Below are 21,804 nucleotides of genomic sequence, written 5' to 3'. Positions count from 1 at the left end.
CAATGGCTATAAAAATTGACCTGCTGAGGAACCAGCCCCGCTTCATAGAGACCTGCGCCCGCTGGAACCACGAAAGCTGGGGGCAGGCACGCGGAATATCCGCGGCTGACATTCTCGATGCCTATAGGGAACTTGCAGATCCTGAAAACCCGGAACAGGCCTTTGTTGCCTTTTCCGGGGATACAGCGCTTGGCACAACCTTGCTGATTGACTGTGATCATCCGGGGTTTTCCCATTACCGCCCCTGGCTGGCCGCACTTTATGTCCGGCCTGAATATCGGCGTCAGGGGATTGCCCGGGCACTGATTGATGCTGTCATGGACTTTTCCCGGAGAAGAGGCGACCAGCGACTGTTTCTCTATAGTTCTTCTCCCGAGGTCTACGCTGCCATGGGATGGCAGGTCGCCAGCCGTTTTATGGAAGAGAGAACCCACTATTTCCTGATGAATATCGAGCTTCAGACGAACTCTGATCAACCGAACAGCTGATCTGATCGCGTCGTTACACTGTCCCCAAGCGGCAGTTCAAGACAGAAACAGGCTCCCCCCAGCTCCGAAACATCAAGCCATATGTCTCCCCCATGGGCCCGCATCAGATCCCGTGTAATCGCCAGCCCCAGACCAGATCCGTTTTGCCGGGTTGAGCCCTTGAAAGGCTTAAAAAGGTTGCTCCGGATTTCCGCTGGCACGCCCGGGCCATTGTCTGCCACCGTTACGATCAGACAATCCGGCTCCTGTTGCAGACGAATCTCGACGACCGATGCCCCTGCCTGTTCGGCATTCCGGGCGAGATTTTCAAAAACTCTGTAGAGCTGCTCCCAGTCCCCCGAAACTTCCATACCCGGCGGGATATGGTTTTGCACCAGCAGACTGACACTTTCAGCAGCAGAAATCGTGTCGACAACTTCGCCGGCGAGGTCATGTAAATCAAAGTGAGTAATATCGAGTCGCGGCGCTCCTTCCTTGGTGAAATTCAACATCTGCCCACAGATATGTACCGCCCGGTCAATGGCCGCCAGCAAAACTGGCGCAACTTCCCGGACCTCCGGATCGTCACTGCGTTTCAGGCGATCAGAAATCAGACGTGCTGTCGCAAGACCATTACGCAGATCATGATTGATTTTGGCCGCGGCAGTGCCCAGTGCCGCAAGCCGGTTCTTTTGCCCCAGAGAGGCCTGTAGCGACTGCTGCATGGAAGCCAGTTCCTGTTCTGCAACACCAACTTCATCCGTTCTGCGAGAGGGTTTAATGATCCTGCCGACATCTTCAGGAGCGTCCCGAAATACGATCATACTGCTGGTAATTCTTCGCATGGGCTGGACCAACAACCGGTGTAGACTGACGAAGACCAGCGCCGCAGTCATAAGGGCAATGCCAAGGGAAAGTGCTAAAATACGCCAGGAATAGTCGAACATCTCCATACGAAGTCTGGTTTCGCTCATCACGACCTCGACCAGAACCCGCGGATCTTTCGGTGAAGGGCCAATAATCCGCAACACTCGGTGACGATCCTGCCCCAAGGAAACAAAAGCATCCCTGATCAGGCCAAAAAAGCTCTCTTCGCGCAAATCGTAGGTCGCATCAACCACAACGTCTGCACCATCCATCAGCATCAGCTTGCCTTGCCCGGGACGTGTCAGAGCGACCGCGAGGGCATTCACATGCCTGAGAAGTTCCTTCTCCAGATCCTCACTCACCATCATGTCGTCTGTCGCATCAAGGGCCAGGATTGCCAGATGGGCATCCGCCAGCTGTTCCTGAAGCGAGACGAACCTGAAGCGCCCGATTGACGGTGCAAAAATAAGGATCTCGGCCAGAAGCACAAACATTGTCGTCAGAATAAGGAGTTTGGCAGACAGGCTGGTAATAAAAGGGGGCAAGTGCAGTTTTGGGGTCATAAGAAAATCATACCACAGCCCAATCAGGCCTTATCATCCGAATTTTGCGAGGAAACGAACAATCATTCGGACCCGGTCACTGAACAGGGTCTCGGTAAAATAGCTCCCGGCCACACGTTTACTTACTTCTGACAGGCTCGGGTAAGGCGCAATGACACTCGCCATATCTCCAATTTTAAGACCCTTTGAGATTGCGAGCCCCCAGGGGAGAATCAGCTCGCCCGCGTGAAGCCCGACAATCGATGCTCCCAGTATGTTACCTTTGGGTGTTGTCACAACCTTGATCAGCCCCTCTGTCCGGCGCTCTGCCCGAGCCCGATCATTATCAGCAAAAGACCAGCTCAAGACACGGTGCCTCTCTCCCTTTTCCCGCGCCTGAACCTCGCTCAGGCCAACCTGGGCCAGTTCGGGATCCGTGTAAGTCACCCAGGGAACTGCAATGTGATTCACCCTGGCAGGAAGCCGGAACAAAGCATTGCGAATAATGATCCCCGCATCATAGGCCGCCATATGAGTGAACTGATAGCCCCCCGTCACATCTCCTGCAGCATAAATCTTCCGATTGCTGGTTTTCAGCCCCCGGCTAACTGTGATGCCGCCGCGACCATAAGCGATGCCAGCAGCTTCCAGATTAAGCTGGTCCAGATTTGGCACCCGCCCCGCTGCCAGCAACAAGTGACTGCCAGAGATATCCTCTCGCTGTCCCTCCCGCTCAACCTGCAGAACCACGTTACCGCTATCGTTGCGGGCGGTAATAACCTTGGTCTTTTCCCGAACATCCAGACCGTCCGCAAGCAGACGCGACCGCACAACCTTGACAAGATCCGGGTCGTCCTTGGGCATTATTGTTGCCATTTCGACGAGTGTGACTTCACTGCCCAGATTGCGAAAGGCCTGGCCAAGCTCGCACCCGATAGGCCCGCCTCCGACAATAATCAGTTTTTTGGGCAGGTCTGTAAGGTCAAATACACTTTCATTTGTCAGATAGGGGACAGTCTCCAGCCCATCGATCGGCGGGATCATGGCCCGAGACCCCGTCGCGATAACAAAACGACGGGCCTCGATCACCTGATCTCCGACCTGGAGGCGCTTTCGATCCAGAAAGCTGCCATGCCCTTGCACAACCCGTACTCCAAGTTTCTCAAAGCGCTCGACAGAATCGTGAGGCTCTATCCCGGCAATGACAGCTTTTACATGATCGTGTACAGCCCGAAAATTGACCCTGGGGGCTTCATATTCAACGCCAAAATCCTGTGCTTTCTTGCCTGCTCTGGCCGCCCGACCCGCAACAAGCAGTGCTTTTGAGGGAACGCAGCCATAATTCAGGCAGTCCCCGCCCATTTTCCCGGATTCGACCAGAACTGTAACTGCCCCCATCTGGACTGCTCCAGCCGCAACAGACAACCCCGCTGAACCGCCACCGATAACGCAGATATCCGTTTTAATCATGCTCTTCCCCGATGAAGCAATTTCCGAATTACAGGCGGGTATCTAGGCCTGTTTTTCCTTGCAATATTTTTTGTAGAGAACTGGCACAAGAGACAACAAGGCCAGGCCGAGAATAGGCAGAAGGATTTCCGGGCGCAGAATAATACCGAGGTCAGGCGTCTCGTTGCTCCGGAACAGGGCATCCAGACCGTTACCAACGCTGGCATAGACAAATGTTCCCGGAATGATCCCGATAAAGGTCCCAATGACATAATTGCGCAGTGACATACCAACAAAAGCCGGAACGAGATTCACCAGCCAGAAAGGGAACAGCGGCACCAAGCGCAAAACCAGCAGATAACTCAGCTCATTTTCCTTGAACCCGGCTTCCATCTTCTGAAGGTATCCGCTGGTTTTCTGCCGCAGGATATCTCCTAAGGCACTTTTCGCAGCCAGAAAGACAAGTGTTGAACCAACTGTTGCTGCCATTACAGCGTAGAGTCCACCCAGCCAGGTGCCAAACATAAACCCGCCCGCAATGGTCAGAAATGACCCTCCAGGGATTGAGAAGGCAATGGCAACAGCATAGAGGACCAGAAAAGCCAGAGCAGCAACCGCCTGCTGGTTCTGTACGAATCCGATTAGATTTTCACGGTTTTCCTGTAACACCTCGAAATTAAGATAGCGATGCCATCCCATGACATAGACCGCAGTCAGGCCAATCAATAGCACCAGCAAAGGAAGCAGGCGCTTCAACCTGGAGCCTTTGACCGGAAGTGTTTTGTTCTTTGAATTCATTGTTTCATCTACAGTCATCATGAAACTATAGTTTTGTGGGTAGCCGCAAAAAATCAAGTCAATCAATCGCTTCACACAAGGTTGTGATCAACCGAGAGGTCTTGTTAATACCGGTCCCTTGAGATTTTCCTGCCAATAAATCGCTTGATCACAAACCTTTTTTTACCCTTGCAAGATTTCCTTCTGTCCTTTGGGGAGAAAGCTTGATAAGAACAGCGCAACGATGATTTTGCCCTGGAAAACCTTGAGACGAAGACCTCATAATTTTCCATTTGCGTCAAAGACTCCCACCGAGTTTCTGCCCATTTTCGGAAAATCCTCAAGGAATCCATGAGGGAATCCAATGAATCTGGTGAAGAGGCGTTGACAGACGCCTGGTGCCCGCTTATACACCCACCACTATTTTCGACAACCTCCCGATTAACGGAGAAATACTGTGAAGCGCACTTTTCAGCCGAGCGTACTGGTTCGTAAACGCCGCCATGGCTTTCGCGCCCGTAAAGCTACCGTAGGCGGTCGCCGCGTCCTAGCTAACCGTCGCGCAAGAGGCCGTAAGCGTCTATCTGCTTAAGGTCATGATGCCCGTTATCGGAAAGCTCAAAAAGCGATCCGAATTCCTTCGGGTAGCAGCGACGCAAAACAAATGGGTCACCCCAGGTCTGATTCTTCAGGCCATGCGGCGCCAGCCTGAAAGTTCTTCCAACTCGGAAGAACTTTGTGGGTCTGGCGCTATTCGCATTGGCTTTACCGTTACCAAAAAAGTTGGCAACGCCGTAATCAGAAACCGGGTAAAGCGCAGATTGCGCGCTGTTGCAGCCGAACTGCTTTCCCAGCATGGAAAAGCAGAGCATGACTATGTCCTGATCGGGCGCAAAACAACCCTGTTTCGCGCCTATGATGACCTGAAACAAGATCTGTCATCCGCTCTGCAAAGAGTAAAAACAGACCGTTCCAGAGCCCCAGGCCAGACAAGACAGCAGAACTGAGAAACCGGGAAAAGAGAGGCCACAATATTGAAAATATTACGTGTACTCCTGCTTGGCCTCATAAAGCTGTACCAGTACGGTATCTCTCCCTATACTCCCGCGGGCTGCCGTTATCACCCAACCTGCTCACAATATGCCAGCGACGCTCTTGTTGCACATGGCGTGGTGAAGGGTGGATGGATGGCTCTTAAACGTCTTGGCCGTTGTCACCCCTGGGGTGGCCATGGTTATGACCCCGTACCCGAATCACCTGACTGCAGTCAGCATGCTGACTGTCATGTCCCAAACAACCGTTGAGCCGATCACTGATGCAAAACGAAGATCAACGTAACATTCTTCTCGCTGTAGTCCTTTCAGCAGTCATACTTTTTGGTTGGACATTCGCGCAGGAATATTTCTTTCCGCCAACTCCGGAACAGATTGCAGCCCGGCAAGCGGCTCAGCAACAGCAGTCCCAGACTCAGGCAGCCTCTACCGGAGAATCCAGTATTCCTGAACTTCCCGGTAACCTGGATGCCATGCTCAGCCTGAGCGAGGGGCTTCCCCGCGAACAGGTTCTGGCAACACAGGAACGGGTTATCATTGATACCCCGACCATCCGAGGCAGTGTCTCGCTCACCGGTGGGCGGATAGATGACCTGACTCTGAAAAATTATCAGGAATCCATTGACGACGGCAGCCCCAATGTCACGCTGCTTTCGCCAGTTGGAACTGCCAACCCCTACTATGCCGACTTTGGCTGGATCTCTTCGGACCGGACCCTGCCCGTACCAGGGAACGATACGGTCTGGCAGGCAAGCAGTAATCGCCTGACCCCCGAGGCCCCCGTCACCCTTACCTGGAACAACGGCCAGGGCCTGACCTTCGAACGGACCCTGCGCATTGACAAAGGGTATATGATCAACATCTCGCAGCGCGTCTCCAACGCAACAAACAAAGCTGTTGATCTCGCTCCTTACAGCCTGATTTCCCGGACAGGCACCCCAGAGACCCTTGGATACTATATCCTGCATGAAGGACCTATTGGTGTCCTCGAAGGCAAACTGCAGGAAGTAGATTATTCCGACCTCCAGGAAGACAAGCGTGTTGACGGAGCGACGACCGGCGGCTGGCTCGGCATCACCGACAAGTACTGGCTCACAGCCCTTATCCCTGATCAGCAGCAGGCTGTAACAACCCGTTTTCTTTACAACGGCAAGAACGGTGTTGATCGTTACCAGACTGATTTCTTCTATGCGGTACAGTCTGTAACACCCGGCCAGAATATCGAATTCAACAGCAACTTCTTCGCCGGTGCCAAGGAAGTTCCTCTCATTGACAAATATGATACGGAACTCGGCATTCAGGACCTTGATCTCGCCGTTGACTTTGGCTGGTTCTATTACATTACCAAGCCTTTCTTCTATGCCCTGCACTGGCTGACCGGTATTGTCGGCAACGTCGGCCTCTCCATTATGGCCCTGACAGTTGTCATTAAGCTGATCCTCTTCCCTCTGGCGAACAAATCCTATGTTTCCATGGCGAAGATGCGGAAACTTCAGCCAAAACTGACAGCCCTTCGCGACCGTTTCGGGGATGACAAACAAAAGCTCAATCAGGAAATGATGACCCTGTACAAGCAGGAAAAGGTCAATCCGATGGCTGGCTGTCTGCCAATTGTTGTACAGATTCCGATCTTTTTCTCGCTCTACAAGGTTCTCTTTGTCACTCTGGAAATGCATCAGGCACCTTTCTACGGCTGGGTCCACGATCTCTCCGTTCCTGATCCAACTTCCCTGGTTAACTTCTTTGGCCTGCTCCCCTGGGGCGTTCCGGAAGCTGGCAGTATCATTGCTTTCCTGAATATCGGCATCTGGCCAGTTCTGATGGGGATCACCATGTTCCTGCAGCAGCGCCTGAATCCTCAGCCAACCGATCCGGTACAGGCCAAGGTATTCCTGTTCATGCCTCTGTTCTTTACCTTCCTGCTAGGGAGTTTCCCTGCCGGGCTGGTTATCTATTGGACCTGGAACAACCTTCTTTCCATCATCCAGCAAGCTGTGATTATGAAAAAGGCTGGTGTGCCCCTTGGACGGACACCAGAGCCAAGCAAGAGCTGATCCGGTCAGGATTACTTTTAAAAGCAGGAAAGGCCCGGATGAAAAATCCGGGCCTTTCCTGCTTTCCCGCCTCCCGAGATCCGCATTTTTCTGACTCCCCTTATTCTTTCTTGCCGTTCGGACCGTCAGGTATTAATCATGGGCCAGTATAAAAGGAGACGCACGTGACTGACGAAACCCCGGTTTCATCCCCCCAATCCGGCATCAAGCTGGAAAACCCCGGCGACGATCCACGGTTGGTCGAAGCAGGGAGATTGCTCTTTACCCAGTCCTGCGAGTTCATTCTTGGCGCGACAAAAGACGAACACATCGGACGGTACAACTTGCCGGAAGTGGCTTTTGCCGGCCGATCAAACGTCGGGAAATCCAGCCTGGTTAATGCCTTGACCGGACGAAAAACCCTGGCCAGAACCTCCAACACCCCCGGGCGAACACGCCAGCTCAATTTCTTTGATCTTGGCAAGCAGCTTATGCTTGTTGATCTCCCCGGGTATGGTTACGCCCAGGCTTCTAAATCGGACATTGCCTACTGGACCAACCTCACCCGGAACTATCTGCGCGGCCGGGCAGAACTGAAACGTATCCTGCTGCTGATTGATGCACGACATGGCACCAAAGACAGCGATCGCGAAATCATGGACGAACTGGATACCTGTGCAGTCTCTTACCAGATTGTCATGACCAAGGTCGACAAAACCAAAGCTTCCGAGCTGGCAGCAGAAGAAAGCAAGCTGGCCAAAGAGCTGTCAAAACGACCAGCTGCTCACCCTTATATCGTCAAAACCTCCTCGATGAAGGGCCAGGGTGTTTCAGAGCTTCGTGCAATCCTTGCTTCCCTGGTCGAACAAGGAATTTAAAGGCGCACCTGTTTCCTTGACCTTGCGATTCCGTTATAAAGATATAATTACCTCTCGCGGGGCCGGGCCTGTCTCGCCGTATGTAGAAGCAAGAAAGCCCCGCGTTATCCTGATCATGACTGAGGCTGTCCAAGATGTTGACAAACCACGCTAAAGATCCACGGAAATGGCTGCGCACTGCAGGGACTATTTCAGAAGCCCTGCCCTTTATGCGACGCTATGCCGGCAAAACCATTGTAATAAAATACGGTGGCCATGCGATGGGGAATAGCGAACTCGCCGACATCTTCGCCCGGGACATCGTTTTGCTTAAACAGGTCGGGATCAACCCTATCGTTGTACATGGTGGTGGACCGCAGATTGGTGAAATGCTCAAGCGGATGGCCGTTAACAGTGAATTTGTTGACGGACTGCGGGTTACAGATGAAGCAACTGTCGAAATTGTCGAGATGGTTCTCTCTGGTAGAATTAACAAGAGCATCACCGCGGCAATCAACAAGGCTGGAGGCACTGCAATCGGGATCTCCGGCAAGGACGGCAGCCTGATCAAGGCGCGTAAGCTACAACGCACGGTCAAAGATCCGGATTCCAACATTGAAAAAATTCTGGATCTCGGTTTTGTCGGAGAACCTGACGAGATCAATCCTGAATTCCTCCAGAAACTGGAAAAATCCGGGATGATCCCTGTCATCGCTCCGATTGGTTTTGGCGAAGATGGCGAAACCTATAACATCAATGCGGACACAGCTGCCGGTGCGATTGCCGCAGCGGTTGGAGCTTCCCGCCTTTTGATGATGACAGATGTTGCCGGTGTTCTTGACAAGGAAGGTGTGCTGATTCCTGAAATCACTTTCCAGACGGCGGAGGAACTGCGCAGTAATGGTACAATCAGCGGCGGCATGATTCCGAAAATCGAGACTTGCATCAGTACTGTCGAAGGTGGTGTCAATGCTGCGGTTATCCTGGACGGACGGGTCCCGCACGGAATGCTGCTGGAAATCTTCACCGATTGCGGAATCGGCACGCTGATCAAGAAAGAGTAACCGCGTCTTTAGCTCTTCCAGGATGTTCTTGTTTTCCTATCCAGACAATAACACAGCAAAAATGCCGGGATCTAAGTTGATGCCGGCATTTTTGCTGCAAATATCCTGACAGCCGTATCCCTGGTGTTATTCTGAGTTATCCAGATAAAGCGTAACCTGCCAGTCGAGTTCTTTTTCCGATATAGGAACCTGCCCCTCAGAGTCAGCCTTGATTGACTGCTGTGGAGGGATTCCAGCCAGACGTAACTGCACCAGACTGGCCAATTCCATTGTGAACCCGGCTTTCCAAACCAGTGCCACTACCGTTTTTGCCGCCCGGGACAAAATCATCCGGCGCGCCACCTTTGGCGGCAAGGCGGCTTTAAGTGCCAGTGCATGGATGGCAAACTCGCGGTCTCCGCAGTGCAGACGTGTGGTAATACGGTCTTCGGTCAGCTTGCCAGCCCGGTCAAGTTTTTCCACTTCAACAACCAGGGCCTTTTCTTCGTGTTCGCTTGTCCCTTTGTCATCAAGGACGTTTTCTTCATCCAGGCGTTGCCGCACCACCAGCCCGATTGCCGTCGCAGTTTCCGGGTCCATCCCCGGACGATCGAGCAAGGCTTCCAGTAAATTCTCGGTTACAAAGGTCGCAAGGCGTTTGATCGACAGGGAAGAGAGCTTTGGTCGCGTGACAAGAGGCTTGTGCCAGATCTGCACAGCCGGGGCCTTATCAACCAGCATATCAAGTGTTTCTTCACGGATCTGCGCACTATGGTTATCCAGTAAAGCCGCGATTGCATCACCGTCCTCTGTCTCGATGATTGCATCTGTTACCTGTTCGCCCAGATTGGATCGACGCGAAATCGCTTTCAGTCTCGCCCCGCGGACACCGTCCCAGATAAGCTTAAGCAGATCATCATCAGTAAGAATTGGCGAAAATTGCAAAACAGGCACCGCTACACTGTCTTCGGAATCAGCTGCAAGTTTGCGTACCAGTGCGACAGGAACGGTATCCAGGTCCTTGACCGCCACAGAGAGGATCTGACGTACTTTCTCCTGCTGATCCTCGACCAGAATCTGAAGGGTCTTCACAACGAACTCATGGGCACGGCGCTGGTTTTTTGAATCCAGCTCTGGCGCCAGCTTCGCGATTTTTTCAGCCAGCTGTTCGCGCACCAAGGCATCTTTATCTCTGGCCAGCAACAAATCTGCCTGAGAGGGGGTCGTTGCATTGGATGCCACAGCCTTTCTTATTTCAGGACTTTCATCTTCTGCAAGAAAATACAGAAACTCTGGCCGTGTATCATTGCGCTTGGCCAGTGTCAGCCGAACCTCTGGATCCTTACTTTCCGCCATTTCCTTGGCAGTTTCATATACAAGGGCTGTCTGCATCCGCTTTTTATCCTTCGAGGAGCTTTCCGAATCTTTCAAGATCCCGCCCCTTCCAACTGTTCTTTAACAACATAGATACCATTCTTGCCGGATCTTTTTACACGGTACATCGCCTCGTCCGCGTGGAGAAAAAGATCGGCAATATTGGTTCCATCCCGGGCCGTAAACAGGTACCCCCCGATAGAAGCCCCCAAACGCCACTCGGGATCTTCTTCCCGTGCCAGAGCGGGCTCAAGCGCCATCAGAATGGCCCTTGCTTTTGAGGAGGCTTCTTCTTCAGGTACATTGGGGAGAAATATTGCAAACTCATCCCCGCCAAGGCGGGCCAACCAGTCGTGCCTGCGGGTTTCCTGCTTCAGTACCTCTGCAAAATCCCGCAGGGCCTTGTCGCCCTCCTGATGACCATAAGCATCATTGACGTACTTGAAATTATCCATATCAAGATAGAGCAGCAGGTGCGTGTGCTCATCCCCGTTATGATCTTCAATGAACCCGGTAAGCAGGTATTCAAATCGCCTCCGGTTCAACAATCCGGTCAGGGGATCTGTACTTGAAAGCGTTTGTAAATCCCGATGGTGCCCATACTGTTGCAACGAAATACCAATCTGGATCTGGATACGTTCCAGCAGCTCTCCTTCACCAGCCGACCAGACCACATTTGCGCCCCGACGCCATAAACAGATCGCTCCATTGGCCTGTCCCCGGAACTTGGTACTGACTGCCACCAGCACGCCGTCAGACCCGCTTTCCTGATAAACAGTCTCTCCCATTTTCAAGGCTGCCTGAACCCTGGCGATTGCATCAAGTGGCAAAGCAGATCCCTGTTCGGCAACAGCGTGCCAGATCTCTCCGTCAAAATGGCTGATCATCACAGCATCAACCGGCAACGCCGGAATCAAACAGGTCGCAACAGAGCCCAGCATCTTTACCGGCACCATTTCACTTCGGGCAATCTCGAGAATCCGGTTATAAACCCTCTCGCGGTGGATTTCCTCAGCCCGCTGCATCTCTACCTTGCGCTGATCTGTGATATCGCGACAGAAACCCCGGTTCCCATGCCAGGCTTCCTGGTCGCTCCACAGGGGCATAGAGGTGATCAGAAGACATCTTTCGTCGCCATAACTGTCTTTGACCCAAACTTCTTCCTCATCACAAGGGGCCCGGCAGGAAAAGGGATTTGTCACCAGAGTATGTACATCGACCAGCAGACCATCAGCCTGCATTCCGGAAATTTCGGCTGCGGTATATCCCAGCCCGCCGTCAGGAGTTACGAAAGAAAAATATCCCTCCGCATTGGTCTCCCAAGCAAAATCACAGGACGCCTCAAGCAGATCACGATAGCGCTGGCGGGATTCGATCAGAGCGGCACGAAGGTTGCGTTCAAGGGTAATATTCCGCCCCAACAGCAAAGCTGCCTGTCCACCATCCCATGGCAGAAGCGCCAGATCAAAGGCAGCAAGAACACGGCTTCTTTCATCCCGTTCGGCCCGGATCAACAAAGGATTCACCTGAGCTGCTTTACCATTAAAGGCTGATTTCAACGCCTCAAGATATTCTTCCGAACCTCCTCGACGTATAAATTTACAAAGTAACTCGGCCTGATCATTTGCACAGGAAACGGTGCCGTCACGAACCACCAGCACAACAGCACCAGGAAATTCAGAGAAAGGACCACCGGGGACGACCAGTTCCCAGTGATCCTTGTCGATAATATCGGGCAATGGACCACTCTTATTGTTTTTTTTCTGCTTTGATGAAGTCTTCATAAGCACCCCTGATAACTCATCGCCCCAAGTCTAACCGAGTCCAGTTAACACCCGCTTAAACATTTGAATACGATCAGTCTGTCCGTCTTGTACCCGAAAGCTTCCGAGGAGATATCGTTTTCTCACACCCTTTGGTCAATCCGTTGGATTTTTAATTTTCAATCCGTTGGCTTTTTAATTTATTTCCACAGGAAAATTTTCTCTACTCTCTAAATAAGATGGAACACTCACTTGATGGATCTCCATGAATGAACAGTAAACGTCAAATGCGCCCGGCAAATTTGCTCGCGCTCACGACCCTGTTCTGGATACTGTTCGCAAATCTGTCATTCTTCTCCAGTTTGCTGGAAGACTATCCCCCTTCGCTGGATAACATCGGTTTTCTGGCTATTCTGATTTTTTGGGTTCTACTGTGCTCTCTTTCTTATCCTGTTGATTTTTTGTCACCGTTACAGCGCAAAACCTATCCTGATTTTTCTACTGCTCTGCACTTCTGTTACTGCATATTTCATGGACAGCTACCATGTCATCATCGATGTGGGGATGATCGAAAATATCGTGGAAACAAATCTCGGGGAAGCAAGGGACCTGTTCAGTCTAACCCTGGTGCTTTATGTGATTTTCCTTGGCCTTCTTCCTTCGTGGTTCGTCTGGCAAGTAAATATTACCTTTAAGCCAGTCAGACAGGAGATCTGGGGGCGACTGAAACTGATTGCTTCAATCTTGCTGCCCCTGCTTGTTCTTGGCTTCATGATCAGCGCCTCTCTTCAGTTCATTTCTAAGAGGACACAAACAAATCCGGTCACATTTTAACCCGATCAATTACCTCTTCTCTGTGGGTAAATATGCTGGTCAACTTTTAAAAGCAGACAGCGGGCCCCTCAAAATACTCGGCAATGACGCCCAGATTCCTGCGACCGATATTGATCGTGAACTGATTATCATGGTGGTGGGAGAGACCGCCCGTGCAGATCGTTTTTCCTTGAACGGTTATCCAAGAAAAACCAACCCTTTATTAGAGCAGCTTAACGTTGCCAGTTTTCGTCAGGTTCGCAGCTGCGGTACTTCCACGGCGATTTCTGTCCCCTGCATGTTTTCCAATGATACTGAAAAGGATTATGAAACCAACACAGCTAAGAACAAAGAGAATGCACTGGATGTCCTCGTTCATGCTGGAGTTAACGTTTTATGGCGCGACAACAATTCCAGCTCTAAAGGGGTCGCGGACCGGATTCCGTACCAGAATTATCGGGACCCGAATATAAACCCGGTTTGTGATCTGGAGTGCCGGGACGAGGGCATGCTTGTTGATCTGCAGGACTATATAGATAGTTATCCCGATGGAGACATAATGATCGTGCTGCACCAGATGGGGAACCATGGCCCCGCCTATTATCTTCGCTATCCCAAAGAATTCGAGAAATTCCAACCCGTCTGCGCCACAAACGAGCTATCGGATTGCAGCCAGGAAGAGCTCGATAACGCCTACGACAATGCGATTTTATACACGGATTATTTCCTTTCCAAAGTCATTGGATTACTAAAAAAAAATGATCCTAAATTTGAAACACTTATGCTCTATGTCAGCGATCATGGGGAATCTCTTGGGGAGCTGGGGCTTTATCTGCATGGAATGCCCAATTTACTTGCACCAGAAACCCAGCGTCACGTTCCGATGATCGTCTGGGTCGGAGATAATTTCACCCATTTCAATAACACCGACCTGCAAGCTCAGCAGGATCAAGCCATAACACATGATAATATTTTTCATACGCTACTGGGGCTGATGGAAATCGAGAGTGAGGCTTATCTACGGGAAATGGATATCTTTCATATGTACCACTGAGTTTCACTTGCTCTTTTTTACGACTTCGGTCTTGGCAAGTCTTCAAAATCTGCTACCCCTTGGCTGGTAGAAAAATTGTCGATAACAAGAGAGAACGAGAACAATGGCTCTGTTAGGTGGAAAAGATGTCTGGCTTTTTGATCTGGACAACACACTTTATCCGGCCTCGTCCCGGCTGTTTGACCAGATTGAACAGCGCATGGGTTCCTTTATCGAGCAATACCTCAACCTTGATCCTCTTGCCGCCAAAACCGTTCAAAAAGACTATTTCAAGCGCTATGGCACAACCCTGAAAGGCCTGATGGTCAACCATGGTCTCGCCCCGAACGAGTACCTGGATTATGTCCATGATATCGACTTCAGCGTCATCCGCCCAAACACGGATTTGAGCACAGCACTGGAGCGGCTGCCCGGACGAAAGCTGATCTTTACCAATGCTTCGAACATCCATGCAACGAATGTCATGAACCAGCTTGGTGTGCTCCATCTTTTTGAAGAGATATACGACATTGCGGATGCTGACTACATGCCCAAACCCGCACAGTTCCCCTATGACGATCTAATTAAAAAACATGTGATCGACCCGAAACGCGCTGTATTTTTTGAAGACTCAGCAAAAAACCTTGAACCCGCCGCTGCAATGGGGATGACAACCGTCTGGGTCAGGACCGATACAGAATGGGCAACTCATGGCGCCACCTCTGAAACGGGTGAACGCTCATCCTTTATCCACCATGAAACAGATGACCTCATTGCCTGGCTCAATGATCTCTGAAAACATCAGCAAAGCTGGAATCGTATAACATCGCCCCTTCGGCCATGGACTCGTTGACAAGCGCTGCTGCCCTGCCGCATTGTCCCACGAAACCACGACAAACATGTTGAAAAACACGAACTACGGGATGGATCACCATGAACAGCGATATCCGGAATGTCATTGAAAATGCCTGGGAAAATCGGGACCAGATCACTGCAACAACCAAAGGCGAAGTCCGCGAAGCCGTTGAAAATGCCTTGATGCTGATGGACTCTGGCCAACGACGCGTTGCTGAAAAAGGACCGGATGGCTGGGTGGTCAATCAGTGGCTCAAAAAAGCTGTTTTGCTCTCCTTCCGCCTCAACGACATGTCTGTGATCGCCGGTGGACCCGGCGAAAACACCAGTTGGTGGGACAAGGTTCCTTCCAAATTCGAAGGCTGGAGTGGCAAAGAATTTGCGGCAGCAGGATTTCGGGCTGTTCCCGGCAGCATTGTGCGCCGCTCTGCCTTTATTGCCCCCGGTGCGGTTCTGATGCCAAGTTTTGTGAACCTGGGTGCCTATGTGGACAGCGGGACCATGGTTGACACCTGGGCAACCGTTGGTTCCTGCGCCCAGATCGGCAAGAACGTACATCTTTCCGGCGGCACAGGCATTGGCGGGGTACTTGAACCCCTCCAGGCAGGACCCGTGATTATCGAAGACAACTGCTTCATCGGGGCGCGTGCGGAAGTTGCCGAAGGCGTTATCGTGGAAGAAGGCTCCGTCCTTTCCATGGGTGTCTACATTGGCGCCTCTACCAAGATCATTGACCGTGAAACTGGCGAAATCTTCATGGGACGTGTCCCTGCCTATTCCGTCGTTGTATCGGGAACCCTTCCTGGCAAACCCCTGCCCGACGGCACGCCCGGCCCCAATCTTTACTGTGCAGTGATTGTTAAACGCGTGGACGAGCGCACCCGCTCCAAAACCTCGATCAACGAATTGCTGCGCGCCTGAAGTACCCCCGGCTTGATGTACCACGGAAAGAGCTGACCATGACTGTCGAGAACCCGTCTTCTGCCCTGGAAGTTACCCAGGCCCTGATTCGTTGTCCCTCGATTACACCGAATGAGGGCGGTGCTCTCGACCTCATGGAATCTCTGCTCAAGCCCCTGGGGTTTCACTGTCAGCGGCTGCCTTTCAGCTGTGGCGAAACCTATGATGTCGATAATCTCTATGCCCGTCTCGGGACTTCTGGTCCTGTTTTTGGCTATGGGGGGCATACAGATGTCGTCCCCATCGGCGATGCAGATGCCTGGACGGTTGATCCCTTTGCCGGAGCTGTTGTTGATGGCAAGCTGATCGGACGTGGTGCCGTTGATATGAAAGGCTCTATCGGTGCCTTTGTCGCGGCACTGACCCGTTTTCTCGGCTCCCGCTCTTCGCTTGACGGTTCGATCAATCTGATCATCACTGGCGATGAAGAGGGTCTTGGCGTGAACGGTACCACCAGAGTCCTCGACTGGATGGCCGACAAGGGCGAACGCATGGATGTCTGTCTGGTTGGCGAGCCGACCAGCAACGACAAACTTGGCGACATGATCAAGATCGGGCGCCGGGGAAGTGTTAACTTCAATCTCAAGGTTCGCGGCATCCAGGGTCACACAGCCTACCCCCAACTTGCCCGTAACCCGGTCCATCCTCTGGTGAACATGCTGCATAACCTGCTCGAGGAACCTCTCGACAGCGGGACAGAACACTTCCCACCCTCTTCCCTGCAGCTGACGACCATCGATGTTGGTAACAGCGCAACCAACGTTATCCCGGCACAGGCACAGGCCAATTTTAACGTCCGCTTCAATGACCTCTATTCTTCTGAACAGGTCGAAGCCTGGGTGCGCGAACGCCTTACCCGCGCAGGCTTTGACTACGATTTGGCTGGTCGGGTTTCTGGTGAATCCTTTATCTGCCCCCCCGGCCCCTTCAGTGACCTCATCAGCCGTTCAGTCAAGGACGTAACCGGAATTGATGCGGTATTGGGAACAACGGGCGGCACATCTGACGCCCGCTTTATAAAAGAGTATGCCACGGTTGCCGAATTCGGGCTGCTGAACGATACTGCCCACAAGGTTGATGAATATTGCACCCTGCAAGAACTCGATGACCTGTCCTGTATCTATCAGTCCATGCTTGAAGGATATTTTAAAGTTTGATTCCTTCCCTGACAGAGATGAAACACCATCTCGGAGCGACAGTCGGTTTTCTGCGTCTTGATCTGTCTGGTCTGGAACGAATTGATACCAGCGACCGTAGTTTCTGGAACTCCTTCTTTGCAGCCTGGCTCTGTTTGCCCGGATATATCTATCTCAGCAGCCTCTACCCGACAGATAGTGATGTTGTTTATGACAGCTTTGCCGTACTGCTGATTGAGGGCCTTATCTACTTGATCAGCTGGCTGGCTTACCCGGTTGCTATCCATGCTATTCTTGTTCTGCACAATAAGATCGAGAATTTCAGGCAACTTATCATCGCGATAAACTGGCTCCAGCTTTGGGTCATTCTGCTTCAGGTATTTCTCCACACTTTGCTTAAATCCGGTCTGTTCCCGGAGATAATGGTTTCGCTGACAGGGTTGTTGACCCTCTTTTATCTACTTTGGGTCAAAACCAACGTCATAAAACAAGTCATCCCCTGCAGCTGGTATGTCGCTGTCGGATTGGTTTTCCTGGACATTGTGCTGTCACTCAGCCTCAGTAATCTCGAAAATGTTCTGCTTGAGGGTTAACCCCTTTGATAAAGCAGCCTACTGACGTGCAGGTTCTGGTCCCACAGAGGGATCATGGCCAACGTCCTGTTCCGTTGCATCAAAACTGACAGAGACAAAATACAATCCCCAGGCAGGTGCCATTTCCCCGGCAACACTGCGATCCCGGGCAGCGAGAACTCGTTTAAGGTCTTCCCCGGTCCATTTTCCCAGACCAACTTTCTTGAGTGACCCGGCGATATTACGCACCTGATGGTACAAGAAGGAACGGGCAGAAAGTTCTATTCTGATTTCCTCCCCCATCTGGCTAACCGCAATCCGGTTCATGGTCTTGACTGGTGATTGCGCCTGACATTCCTTGGCCCGGAACGAGGTAAAATCATGTGTCCCGACCAGAACCTGCGCAGCTTCATGCATTGCAGCCACGTCGAGTTTCTGAGGAACAAACCAGGCGCGCTGGTGATCCAGAACCAAATGGGCCCGACGGTTGATAATCCGGTAGAGGTAACTCCGCTCTGTTGCCGAAAAGCGGGCGTGGAACTCTTCATCAACAATTTCTGTTGCCAAAACGGCGACACGGGCAGGACGCAGATGAAAATTGATGGCATCACGCACTTTGTCAGCAGGAAAAGAACGTTCCAGATCCATCGAGGCAACCTGCCCAAGCGCATGAACACCACTATCGGTACGACCCGAAGCAAAAACCTGAGCCCGTTCACCGCTGAATTTGAAAACCGCCTCTTCCAGGACCTCCTGAACAGAGATCTGATCTTTTTGACGCTGCCAGCCAAAAAAATCGCTGCCGTCATATTCAATGGTCAACTTGTAGCGTGGCATCAGCCCGGCTCGCTGTCGTTCAGAATGGTACCTTTGGGCAGGGGATATCCATTGAGGAAAGCCACAGTCTCCATGCCGCCTTTACCTGGGCGTTGCAGCCGTTCGATCTGCAGCGTGCCTGCGCCACAGGCAACGCTCAGCTGGTCATCCAGCAGTGTCCCTGCCTTGGCCCCGGAGCTGTCCAGATCAGAGAGGCGTGCTTTCAAGACCTTGATCTTTTCGCCGTGAAAAGTGAAGTGAACACCAGGCCAGGGTGTAAGGGCGCGAATTTTACGCTCCAGCTGTTCCGCAGGCTGGCTCCAGTCAAGAGCGCTCTCTTCTTTGGAAAGCTTCTGAGCATAGGTAAGCCCTTCAGCTGGCTGTGGCTGCGGCGTCAAAGTTCCTTCCGTCATCCCTTCAAGTGCCTTGGTAATAAGCTCGGCACCAAGCACAGAGAGTTCATCGTGCAAACTCGACGCTGTTGTCTTGCTGTTCAGCGTTACCCTGCCTTCAAGCAGAACGTCTCCGGCGTCAAGCTCTTCTGCCATCTGCATGATCGCCACACCACTTTGGGCATCTCCCGCCTCAATCGCCCTTTGAATAGGGGCCGCGCCCCGCCAGCGCGGCAAGAGCGAGGCATGGACATTTACACAGCCCATTGGCGGAATATCCAGCGCGGCTTGCGGCAAGATCAAACCGTAGGCAATAACCACGGCAATATCGACGCCAAGACTGGCAAACTCTTCAAGAACTTCAGAGCGACGAAAACTCTTCGGTGTAAACACAGGCCAGCCCTGGCTCTCGGCATAGGCATGAACAGGAGAAAGTTTTTCCTTGTGTCCGCGACCTGCCGGACGGGGTGGTTGACTATAGACGGCAACAATTTCATACCCTGCAGCTGCCAGGGCCTTCAGACAGGGAACGGAAAAATCCGGGGTTCCCATAAAGGCAATCCGAAGTTTCTTCATCACTACTCTGTTCCATTCCCGTTATCGTCTTTTTCAGACATCACTATGTTCAGATACTCTGCAGACAAACAAACAAACAAACAAACACATACCCCGTTTGCTACTGACCGGAGGTGAGAAAGCCATTATTGACCTGAGGTCAGTTTTTTAAGCTTTTTCATAATCATACCCCGTTTTAATTTCGAAATATGATCGATAAACAGGACCCCGTTCAGGTGGTCAATTTCATGTTGAATACAGGTGGCAAGAAGATCATCCGCGTCCAGCTCCTGTCTTTTACCGTTCTGATCCAGATAGGAGACCCGGACAGCTGCGGGGCGCTCAACTTCTGCATACTGTTCCGGCAAGGAAAGACAGCCCTCCTGGTAGGCAGAATACTCTTCTGATTCCCAGATGATTTCCGGGTTTGCCATACAATAGGGGCGTTTTTCTTCCTTGTCGTCGCTGACATCAACAACAATCACCCGCTTGGTCACACCTATCTGACAGGCCGCCAGCCCAATTCCCGGCGCCTTGTACATGGTCTCCAGCATATCATCCATAAGTGTGCGAATGCCGTCATCCACTGTTTCAACAGGGTCACAGACCTTCTTCAACACGGGATCAGGTGCGATGACGATCTCACGAATAGCCATGATTACTCGCTGTACAAATAAAGTTAAACCGCAGGCTTTGCTGGCTCTGTAACCGGGACAGAGCAACAGCATCAACAGCCATTGCTCTTTAGGTATTGCCTTGGCACGAGAAGGTCAAGCCAAAGCCATGTTTTAGAACAAAGCATGATCGCGTTACTGACGGTTGATCATCATACATGCTAGAGTACAAAGCGACTCGCAGTCCCGCTATCATTTTACCATCCAGGGCATTCAATGGATCTCACCACACTTCTGCTCGGCGGCCTTGTCGGCCTGACCATAACGGCTTTAATCAGCCTGATTTTCATCCTGAAAAACCGCTCAACGATTTCCGAGCTCCAGACAGAAAATCGTTCCCTGAGCAAACGTCAGGAAGAACTCTTGCTCGAACGCAGCCAACAAGCCCAGCTTTTCACAAAACTTGCTGATGACCGGGAAGAACTCCGCGAAACTCTGACCGATGTCGCGTCCCGTGCTGCAGTTGAAGAACAGAAAGCCACTCGAATCCCCGAGCTTGTGGAAAAACAGCACCAGCTGGAAGCTGAACTTGCGAGCAAGAGAGACATCATTGCCCGACTGGAAAACCGGGATGCCGAATTTCGAACAACCCTGCAGAAAGAACGCGAAGCCCATACCGAAAAACTGCAGATTCTGGATGAGGCTCGTCAAAAACTTACAGAACAGTTTGAAAACCTGGCCAACCGCATCCTTGAGGAAAAGTCCCGCAAGTTTACCGAACAGAACAAGCAGGGCCTTGAGGTCCTGCTCAACCCGCTGAAGGAAAACATTGTCAATTTCCAGAAGAAGGTAGAGGAAACCTACGACAAGGAATCAAAGGAGCGCTTCTCCCTGCATCGGGAGGTCGAACGCCTCGCCCAGCTGAACAAACAGGTCAGCGAAGATACCCACAACCTCACGCGCGCTCTAAAAGGCCAAAGCCAGACGCAGGGTGCCTGGGGAGAAATGATTCTGGAAATGGTTCTGGAAAAATCCGGCCTGACAAAAGGCCGTGAGTACTCGGTCCAGCAATCCATGAGCAACGAAGAAGGCAAGCGCTATCGCCCTGATGTGATTGTCCATATGCCAAACGGCAAGGATATCGTTATTGATTCCAAGGTATCCCTGACCGCTTATGAACGCCTGCATTCGGCGGAAGACGACACAGATTCCACCGCCTGTCTCGCAGAACACATTAACTCTATCCAGAACCATGTCCGGGACCTATCGCGAAAATCTTATCACGAGCTCGATGGTATCCGCTCGCTGGATTACGTCTTGCTGTTTATGCCAATCGAAGGCGCTTTTAGCATTGCCGTACAACAACAGCCCGATCTGGTCGGGCAGGCTCTGGAAAAGAACGTTGTCATTGTCACGCCTTCGACCTTGTTGCTGGCCTTGCGCACAGTTGAAAACATCTGGCGATACGAAGATCAGAACCAGAATGCCCAGAAGATTGCCGAACGCGCAGGCAAGCTCTATGACAAGTTCGTCGGCTTTGTTGAAGACCTGAACAAGGTTGGCGATTTTATTGGCAAGGCCCAGAAAAGCCACGATGATGCCCTGAACAAACTCAGTGATGGCCGTGGAAATATCCTGAGGCAGGTAGATCAACTCCAGAAAATGGGCGCAAAAACCAGCAAGTCCCTGCCGACAAACCTGACGGAGCTTCTGGAAAGTGATCAGGACATTCCCGAGGAACCCATAGATGATGAAGACCCACATATAACGTTGCTCTCTCATCAGGATTCCTGATAAATTTCGAAAATTCTCATAGTTCCCAAAAGACAAAACC

Annotated in this window: 22 protein-coding genes; 14 read left to right on the top strand and 8 right to left on the bottom strand. The window is 51.7% G+C overall.

Translation table 11 applies throughout. The features are described 5' to 3' along the window. Positions 1 to 2: 2 nt before the first annotated feature. Positions 3 to 488, top strand: a complete 486-nt coding sequence (locus tag B152_RS0102965; protein ID WP_020590892.1) for a GNAT family N-acetyltransferase — start codon at positions 3 to 5, stop codon at positions 486 to 488. Here B152_RS0102965 and B152_RS22275 read toward each other — a convergent pair. Genes B152_RS22275 through B152_RS0102950 form a run of 3 tightly spaced genes read right to left on the bottom strand, consistent with a single transcriptional unit; the run spans position 473 to position 4,123 of the window. Then, positions 473 to 1,897: a sensor histidine kinase gene (locus tag B152_RS22275; protein WP_020590891.1), complete on the bottom strand. Its 1,425-nt coding sequence runs from the start codon at positions 1,895 to 1,897 to the stop codon at positions 473 to 475. The genes B152_RS0102965 and B152_RS22275 overlap by 16 nt on opposite strands. A 33-nt stretch (positions 1,898 to 1,930) precedes the next feature. Further along, positions 1,931 to 3,346, bottom strand: coding sequence for a dihydrolipoyl dehydrogenase family protein (locus B152_RS0102955; RefSeq protein ID WP_020590890.1), 1,416 nt, complete (start codon positions 3,344 to 3,346; stop codon positions 1,931 to 1,933). Positions 3,347 to 3,388: 42 nt separating this feature from the next. Then, positions 3,389 to 4,123, bottom strand: coding sequence for a TVP38/TMEM64 family protein (locus B152_RS0102950; protein ID WP_051082940.1), 735 nt, complete (start codon positions 4,121 to 4,123; stop codon positions 3,389 to 3,391). A 436-nt stretch (positions 4,124 to 4,559) separates the two neighbouring features. Here B152_RS0102950 and rpmH point away from each other — a divergent pair, with 436 nt between their 5' ends. From rpmH to argB, 6 genes are all read left to right on the top strand, one after another. After that, positions 4,560 to 4,694, top strand: coding sequence for a 50S ribosomal protein L34 (gene rpmH, locus B152_RS25750; protein ID WP_083921781.1), 135 nt, complete (start codon positions 4,560 to 4,562; stop codon positions 4,692 to 4,694). A 4-nt stretch (positions 4,695 to 4,698) separates the two neighbouring features. Then, a complete protein-coding gene (rnpA, locus tag B152_RS0102945; RefSeq protein ID WP_020590888.1) occupies positions 4,699 to 5,109 on the top strand; it encodes a ribonuclease P protein component in 411 nt (136 codons plus the stop codon). A gap of 27 nt (positions 5,110 to 5,136) precedes the next feature. Then, on the top strand, positions 5,137 to 5,406 hold the full coding sequence (yidD, locus tag B152_RS25745) for a membrane protein insertion efficiency factor YidD (RefSeq protein ID WP_245549925.1): 270 nt from the start codon (positions 5,137 to 5,139) through the stop codon (positions 5,404 to 5,406). Positions 5,407 to 5,417: 11 nt separating this feature from the next. Next, positions 5,418 to 7,208, top strand: a complete 1,791-nt coding sequence (gene yidC, locus B152_RS0102940; RefSeq protein ID WP_020590887.1) for a membrane protein insertase YidC — start codon at positions 5,418 to 5,420, stop codon at positions 7,206 to 7,208. Positions 7,209 to 7,372: 164 nt separating this feature from the next. Continuing rightward, on the top strand, positions 7,373 to 8,065 hold the full coding sequence (yihA, locus tag B152_RS0102935) for a ribosome biogenesis GTP-binding protein YihA/YsxC (RefSeq protein ID WP_020590886.1): 693 nt from the start codon (positions 7,373 to 7,375) through the stop codon (positions 8,063 to 8,065). A gap of 134 nt (positions 8,066 to 8,199) precedes the next feature. Further along, positions 8,200 to 9,108 carry an acetylglutamate kinase gene (argB, locus tag B152_RS0102930; RefSeq protein WP_020590885.1) on the top strand — a complete coding sequence of 303 codons (909 nt, stop codon included), beginning with the start codon at positions 8,200 to 8,202 and terminating at the stop codon, positions 9,106 to 9,108. Positions 9,109 to 9,234: 126 nt separating this feature from the next. Here the strand turns inward: argB and B152_RS0102925 are convergent, their stop codons facing one another. Both B152_RS0102925 and B152_RS0102920 read right to left on the bottom strand, forming a co-directional pair. After that, positions 9,235 to 10,479: a DUF2336 domain-containing protein gene (locus tag B152_RS0102925; RefSeq protein WP_026261229.1), complete on the bottom strand. Its 1,245-nt coding sequence runs from the start codon at positions 10,477 to 10,479 to the stop codon at positions 9,235 to 9,237. A 35-nt stretch (positions 10,480 to 10,514) separates the two neighbouring features. Then, positions 10,515 to 12,245 carry a sensor domain-containing diguanylate cyclase gene (locus tag B152_RS0102920; RefSeq protein ID WP_020590883.1) on the bottom strand — a complete coding sequence of 577 codons (1,731 nt, stop codon included), beginning with the start codon at positions 12,243 to 12,245 and terminating at the stop codon, positions 10,515 to 10,517. 432 nt (positions 12,246 to 12,677) lie between these two features. On the opposite strand from B152_RS0102920, the gene B152_RS26605 reads away from it, so the two are divergent. The 6 genes from B152_RS26605 (at position 12,678) to B152_RS0102895 (ending at position 17,614) form a co-directional block, all read left to right on the top strand. Further along, complete coding sequence (locus B152_RS26605) at positions 12,678 to 13,058, top strand: phosphoethanolamine transferase domain-containing protein (RefSeq protein WP_211212098.1); 381 nt, start codon at positions 12,678 to 12,680, stop codon at positions 13,056 to 13,058. A gap of 22 nt (positions 13,059 to 13,080) precedes the next feature. After that, a complete protein-coding gene (locus B152_RS26170; RefSeq protein ID WP_211212097.1) occupies positions 13,081 to 14,091 on the top strand; it encodes a phosphoethanolamine transferase in 1,011 nt (336 codons plus the stop codon). 103 nt (positions 14,092 to 14,194) lie between these two features. Further along, positions 14,195 to 14,866, top strand: a complete 672-nt coding sequence (locus B152_RS0102910) for a pyrimidine 5'-nucleotidase (protein ID WP_020590882.1) — start codon at positions 14,195 to 14,197, stop codon at positions 14,864 to 14,866. A gap of 137 nt (positions 14,867 to 15,003) precedes the next feature. Further along, on the top strand, positions 15,004 to 15,846 hold the full coding sequence (dapD, locus tag B152_RS0102905; protein WP_020590881.1) for a 2,3,4,5-tetrahydropyridine-2,6-dicarboxylate N-succinyltransferase: 843 nt from the start codon (positions 15,004 to 15,006) through the stop codon (positions 15,844 to 15,846). Between the two features lie 38 nt (positions 15,847 to 15,884). Beyond that, entirely contained in the window at positions 15,885 to 17,042 is a 1,158-nt protein-coding gene (dapE, locus tag B152_RS0102900; protein ID WP_020590880.1) for a succinyl-diaminopimelate desuccinylase, read from the top strand. Beyond that, positions 17,039 to 17,614: a hypothetical protein gene (locus B152_RS0102895; protein ID WP_020590879.1), complete on the top strand. Its 576-nt coding sequence runs from the start codon at positions 17,039 to 17,041 to the stop codon at positions 17,612 to 17,614. Before dapE ends, B152_RS0102895 begins: the two co-directional genes overlap by 4 nt. An 18-nt stretch (positions 17,615 to 17,632) precedes the next feature. On the opposite strand, the gene truA is transcribed toward B152_RS0102895, so the two are convergent. The 3 genes from truA to def all read right to left on the bottom strand — a co-directional run bounded on the left by truA (position 17,633) and on the right by def (position 20,012). Further along, on the bottom strand, positions 17,633 to 18,430 hold the full coding sequence (gene truA / locus B152_RS0102890) for a tRNA pseudouridine(38-40) synthase TruA (RefSeq protein WP_020590878.1): 798 nt from the start codon (positions 18,428 to 18,430) through the stop codon (positions 17,633 to 17,635). Next, complete coding sequence (gene fmt / locus B152_RS0102885) at positions 18,430 to 19,377, bottom strand: methionyl-tRNA formyltransferase (protein ID WP_020590877.1); 948 nt, start codon at positions 19,375 to 19,377, stop codon at positions 18,430 to 18,432. Before fmt ends, truA begins: the two co-directional genes overlap by 1 nt. A gap of 125 nt (positions 19,378 to 19,502) precedes the next feature. Continuing rightward, positions 19,503 to 20,012, bottom strand: a complete 510-nt coding sequence (def, locus tag B152_RS0102880) for a peptide deformylase (protein WP_020590876.1) — start codon at positions 20,010 to 20,012, stop codon at positions 19,503 to 19,505. A 234-nt stretch (positions 20,013 to 20,246) separates the two neighbouring features. Here def and B152_RS0102875 point away from each other — a divergent pair, with 234 nt between their 5' ends. After that, a complete protein-coding gene (locus B152_RS0102875) occupies positions 20,247 to 21,764 on the top strand; it encodes a DNA recombination protein RmuC (protein ID WP_020590875.1) in 1,518 nt (505 codons plus the stop codon). Positions 21,765 to 21,804: the final 40 nt, after the last annotated feature.

Source organism: Kiloniella laminariae DSM 19542 (assembly GCF_000374005.1).
GTDB lineage: Bacteria > Pseudomonadota > Alphaproteobacteria > Kiloniellales > Kiloniellaceae > Kiloniella > Kiloniella laminariae.
This window is presented reverse-complemented; position numbering and strand designations above follow the sequence as displayed.

What these genes read in the sequence shown, in the direction of transcription:
- B152_RS0102925 (WP_026261229.1), bottom strand. Translation starts at nt 10,479, where the DNA reads ATGCAGACAGCCCTTGTATATGAAACTGCCAAGGAAATGGCGGAAAGT.
- B152_RS0102910 (WP_020590882.1), top strand. Translation starts at nt 14,195, where the DNA reads ATGGCTCTGTTAGGTGGAAAAGATGTCTGGCTTTTTGATCTGGACAAC.
- rnpA (WP_020590888.1), top strand. Translation starts at nt 4,699, where the DNA reads ATGATGCCCGTTATCGGAAAGCTCAAAAAGCGATCCGAATTCCTTCGG.
- fmt (WP_020590877.1), bottom strand. Translation starts at nt 19,377, where the DNA reads ATGAAGAAACTTCGGATTGCCTTTATGGGAACCCCGGATTTTTCCGTT.
- dapE (WP_020590880.1), top strand. Translation starts at nt 15,885, where the DNA reads ATGACTGTCGAGAACCCGTCTTCTGCCCTGGAAGTTACCCAGGCCCTG.
- B152_RS0102965 (WP_020590892.1), top strand. Translation starts at nt 3, where the DNA reads ATGGCTATAAAAATTGACCTGCTGAGGAACCAGCCCCGCTTCATAGAG.
- truA (WP_020590878.1), bottom strand. Translation starts at nt 18,430, where the DNA reads ATGCCACGCTACAAGTTGACCATTGAATATGACGGCAGCGATTTTTTT.
- B152_RS22275 (WP_020590891.1), bottom strand. Translation starts at nt 1,897, where the DNA reads ATGACCCCAAAACTGCACTTGCCCCCTTTTATTACCAGCCTGTCTGCC.
- argB (WP_020590885.1), top strand. Translation starts at nt 8,200, where the DNA reads ATGTTGACAAACCACGCTAAAGATCCACGGAAATGGCTGCGCACTGCA.
- yidC (WP_020590887.1), top strand. Translation starts at nt 5,418, where the DNA reads ATGCAAAACGAAGATCAACGTAACATTCTTCTCGCTGTAGTCCTTTCA.
- B152_RS0102950 (WP_051082940.1), bottom strand. Translation starts at nt 4,123, where the DNA reads ATGAATTCAAAGAACAAAACACTTCCGGTCAAAGGCTCCAGGTTGAAG.
- B152_RS0102875 (WP_020590875.1), top strand. Translation starts at nt 20,247, where the DNA reads ATGGATCTCACCACACTTCTGCTCGGCGGCCTTGTCGGCCTGACCATA.
- dapD (WP_020590881.1), top strand. Translation starts at nt 15,004, where the DNA reads ATGAACAGCGATATCCGGAATGTCATTGAAAATGCCTGGGAAAATCGG.
- B152_RS0102920 (WP_020590883.1), bottom strand. Translation starts at nt 12,245, where the DNA reads ATGAAGACTTCATCAAAGCAGAAAAAAAACAATAAGAGTGGTCCATTG.
- B152_RS0102955 (WP_020590890.1), bottom strand. Translation starts at nt 3,346, where the DNA reads ATGATTAAAACGGATATCTGCGTTATCGGTGGCGGTTCAGCGGGGTTG.
- def (WP_020590876.1), bottom strand. Translation starts at nt 20,012, where the DNA reads ATGGCTATTCGTGAGATCGTCATCGCACCTGATCCCGTGTTGAAGAAG.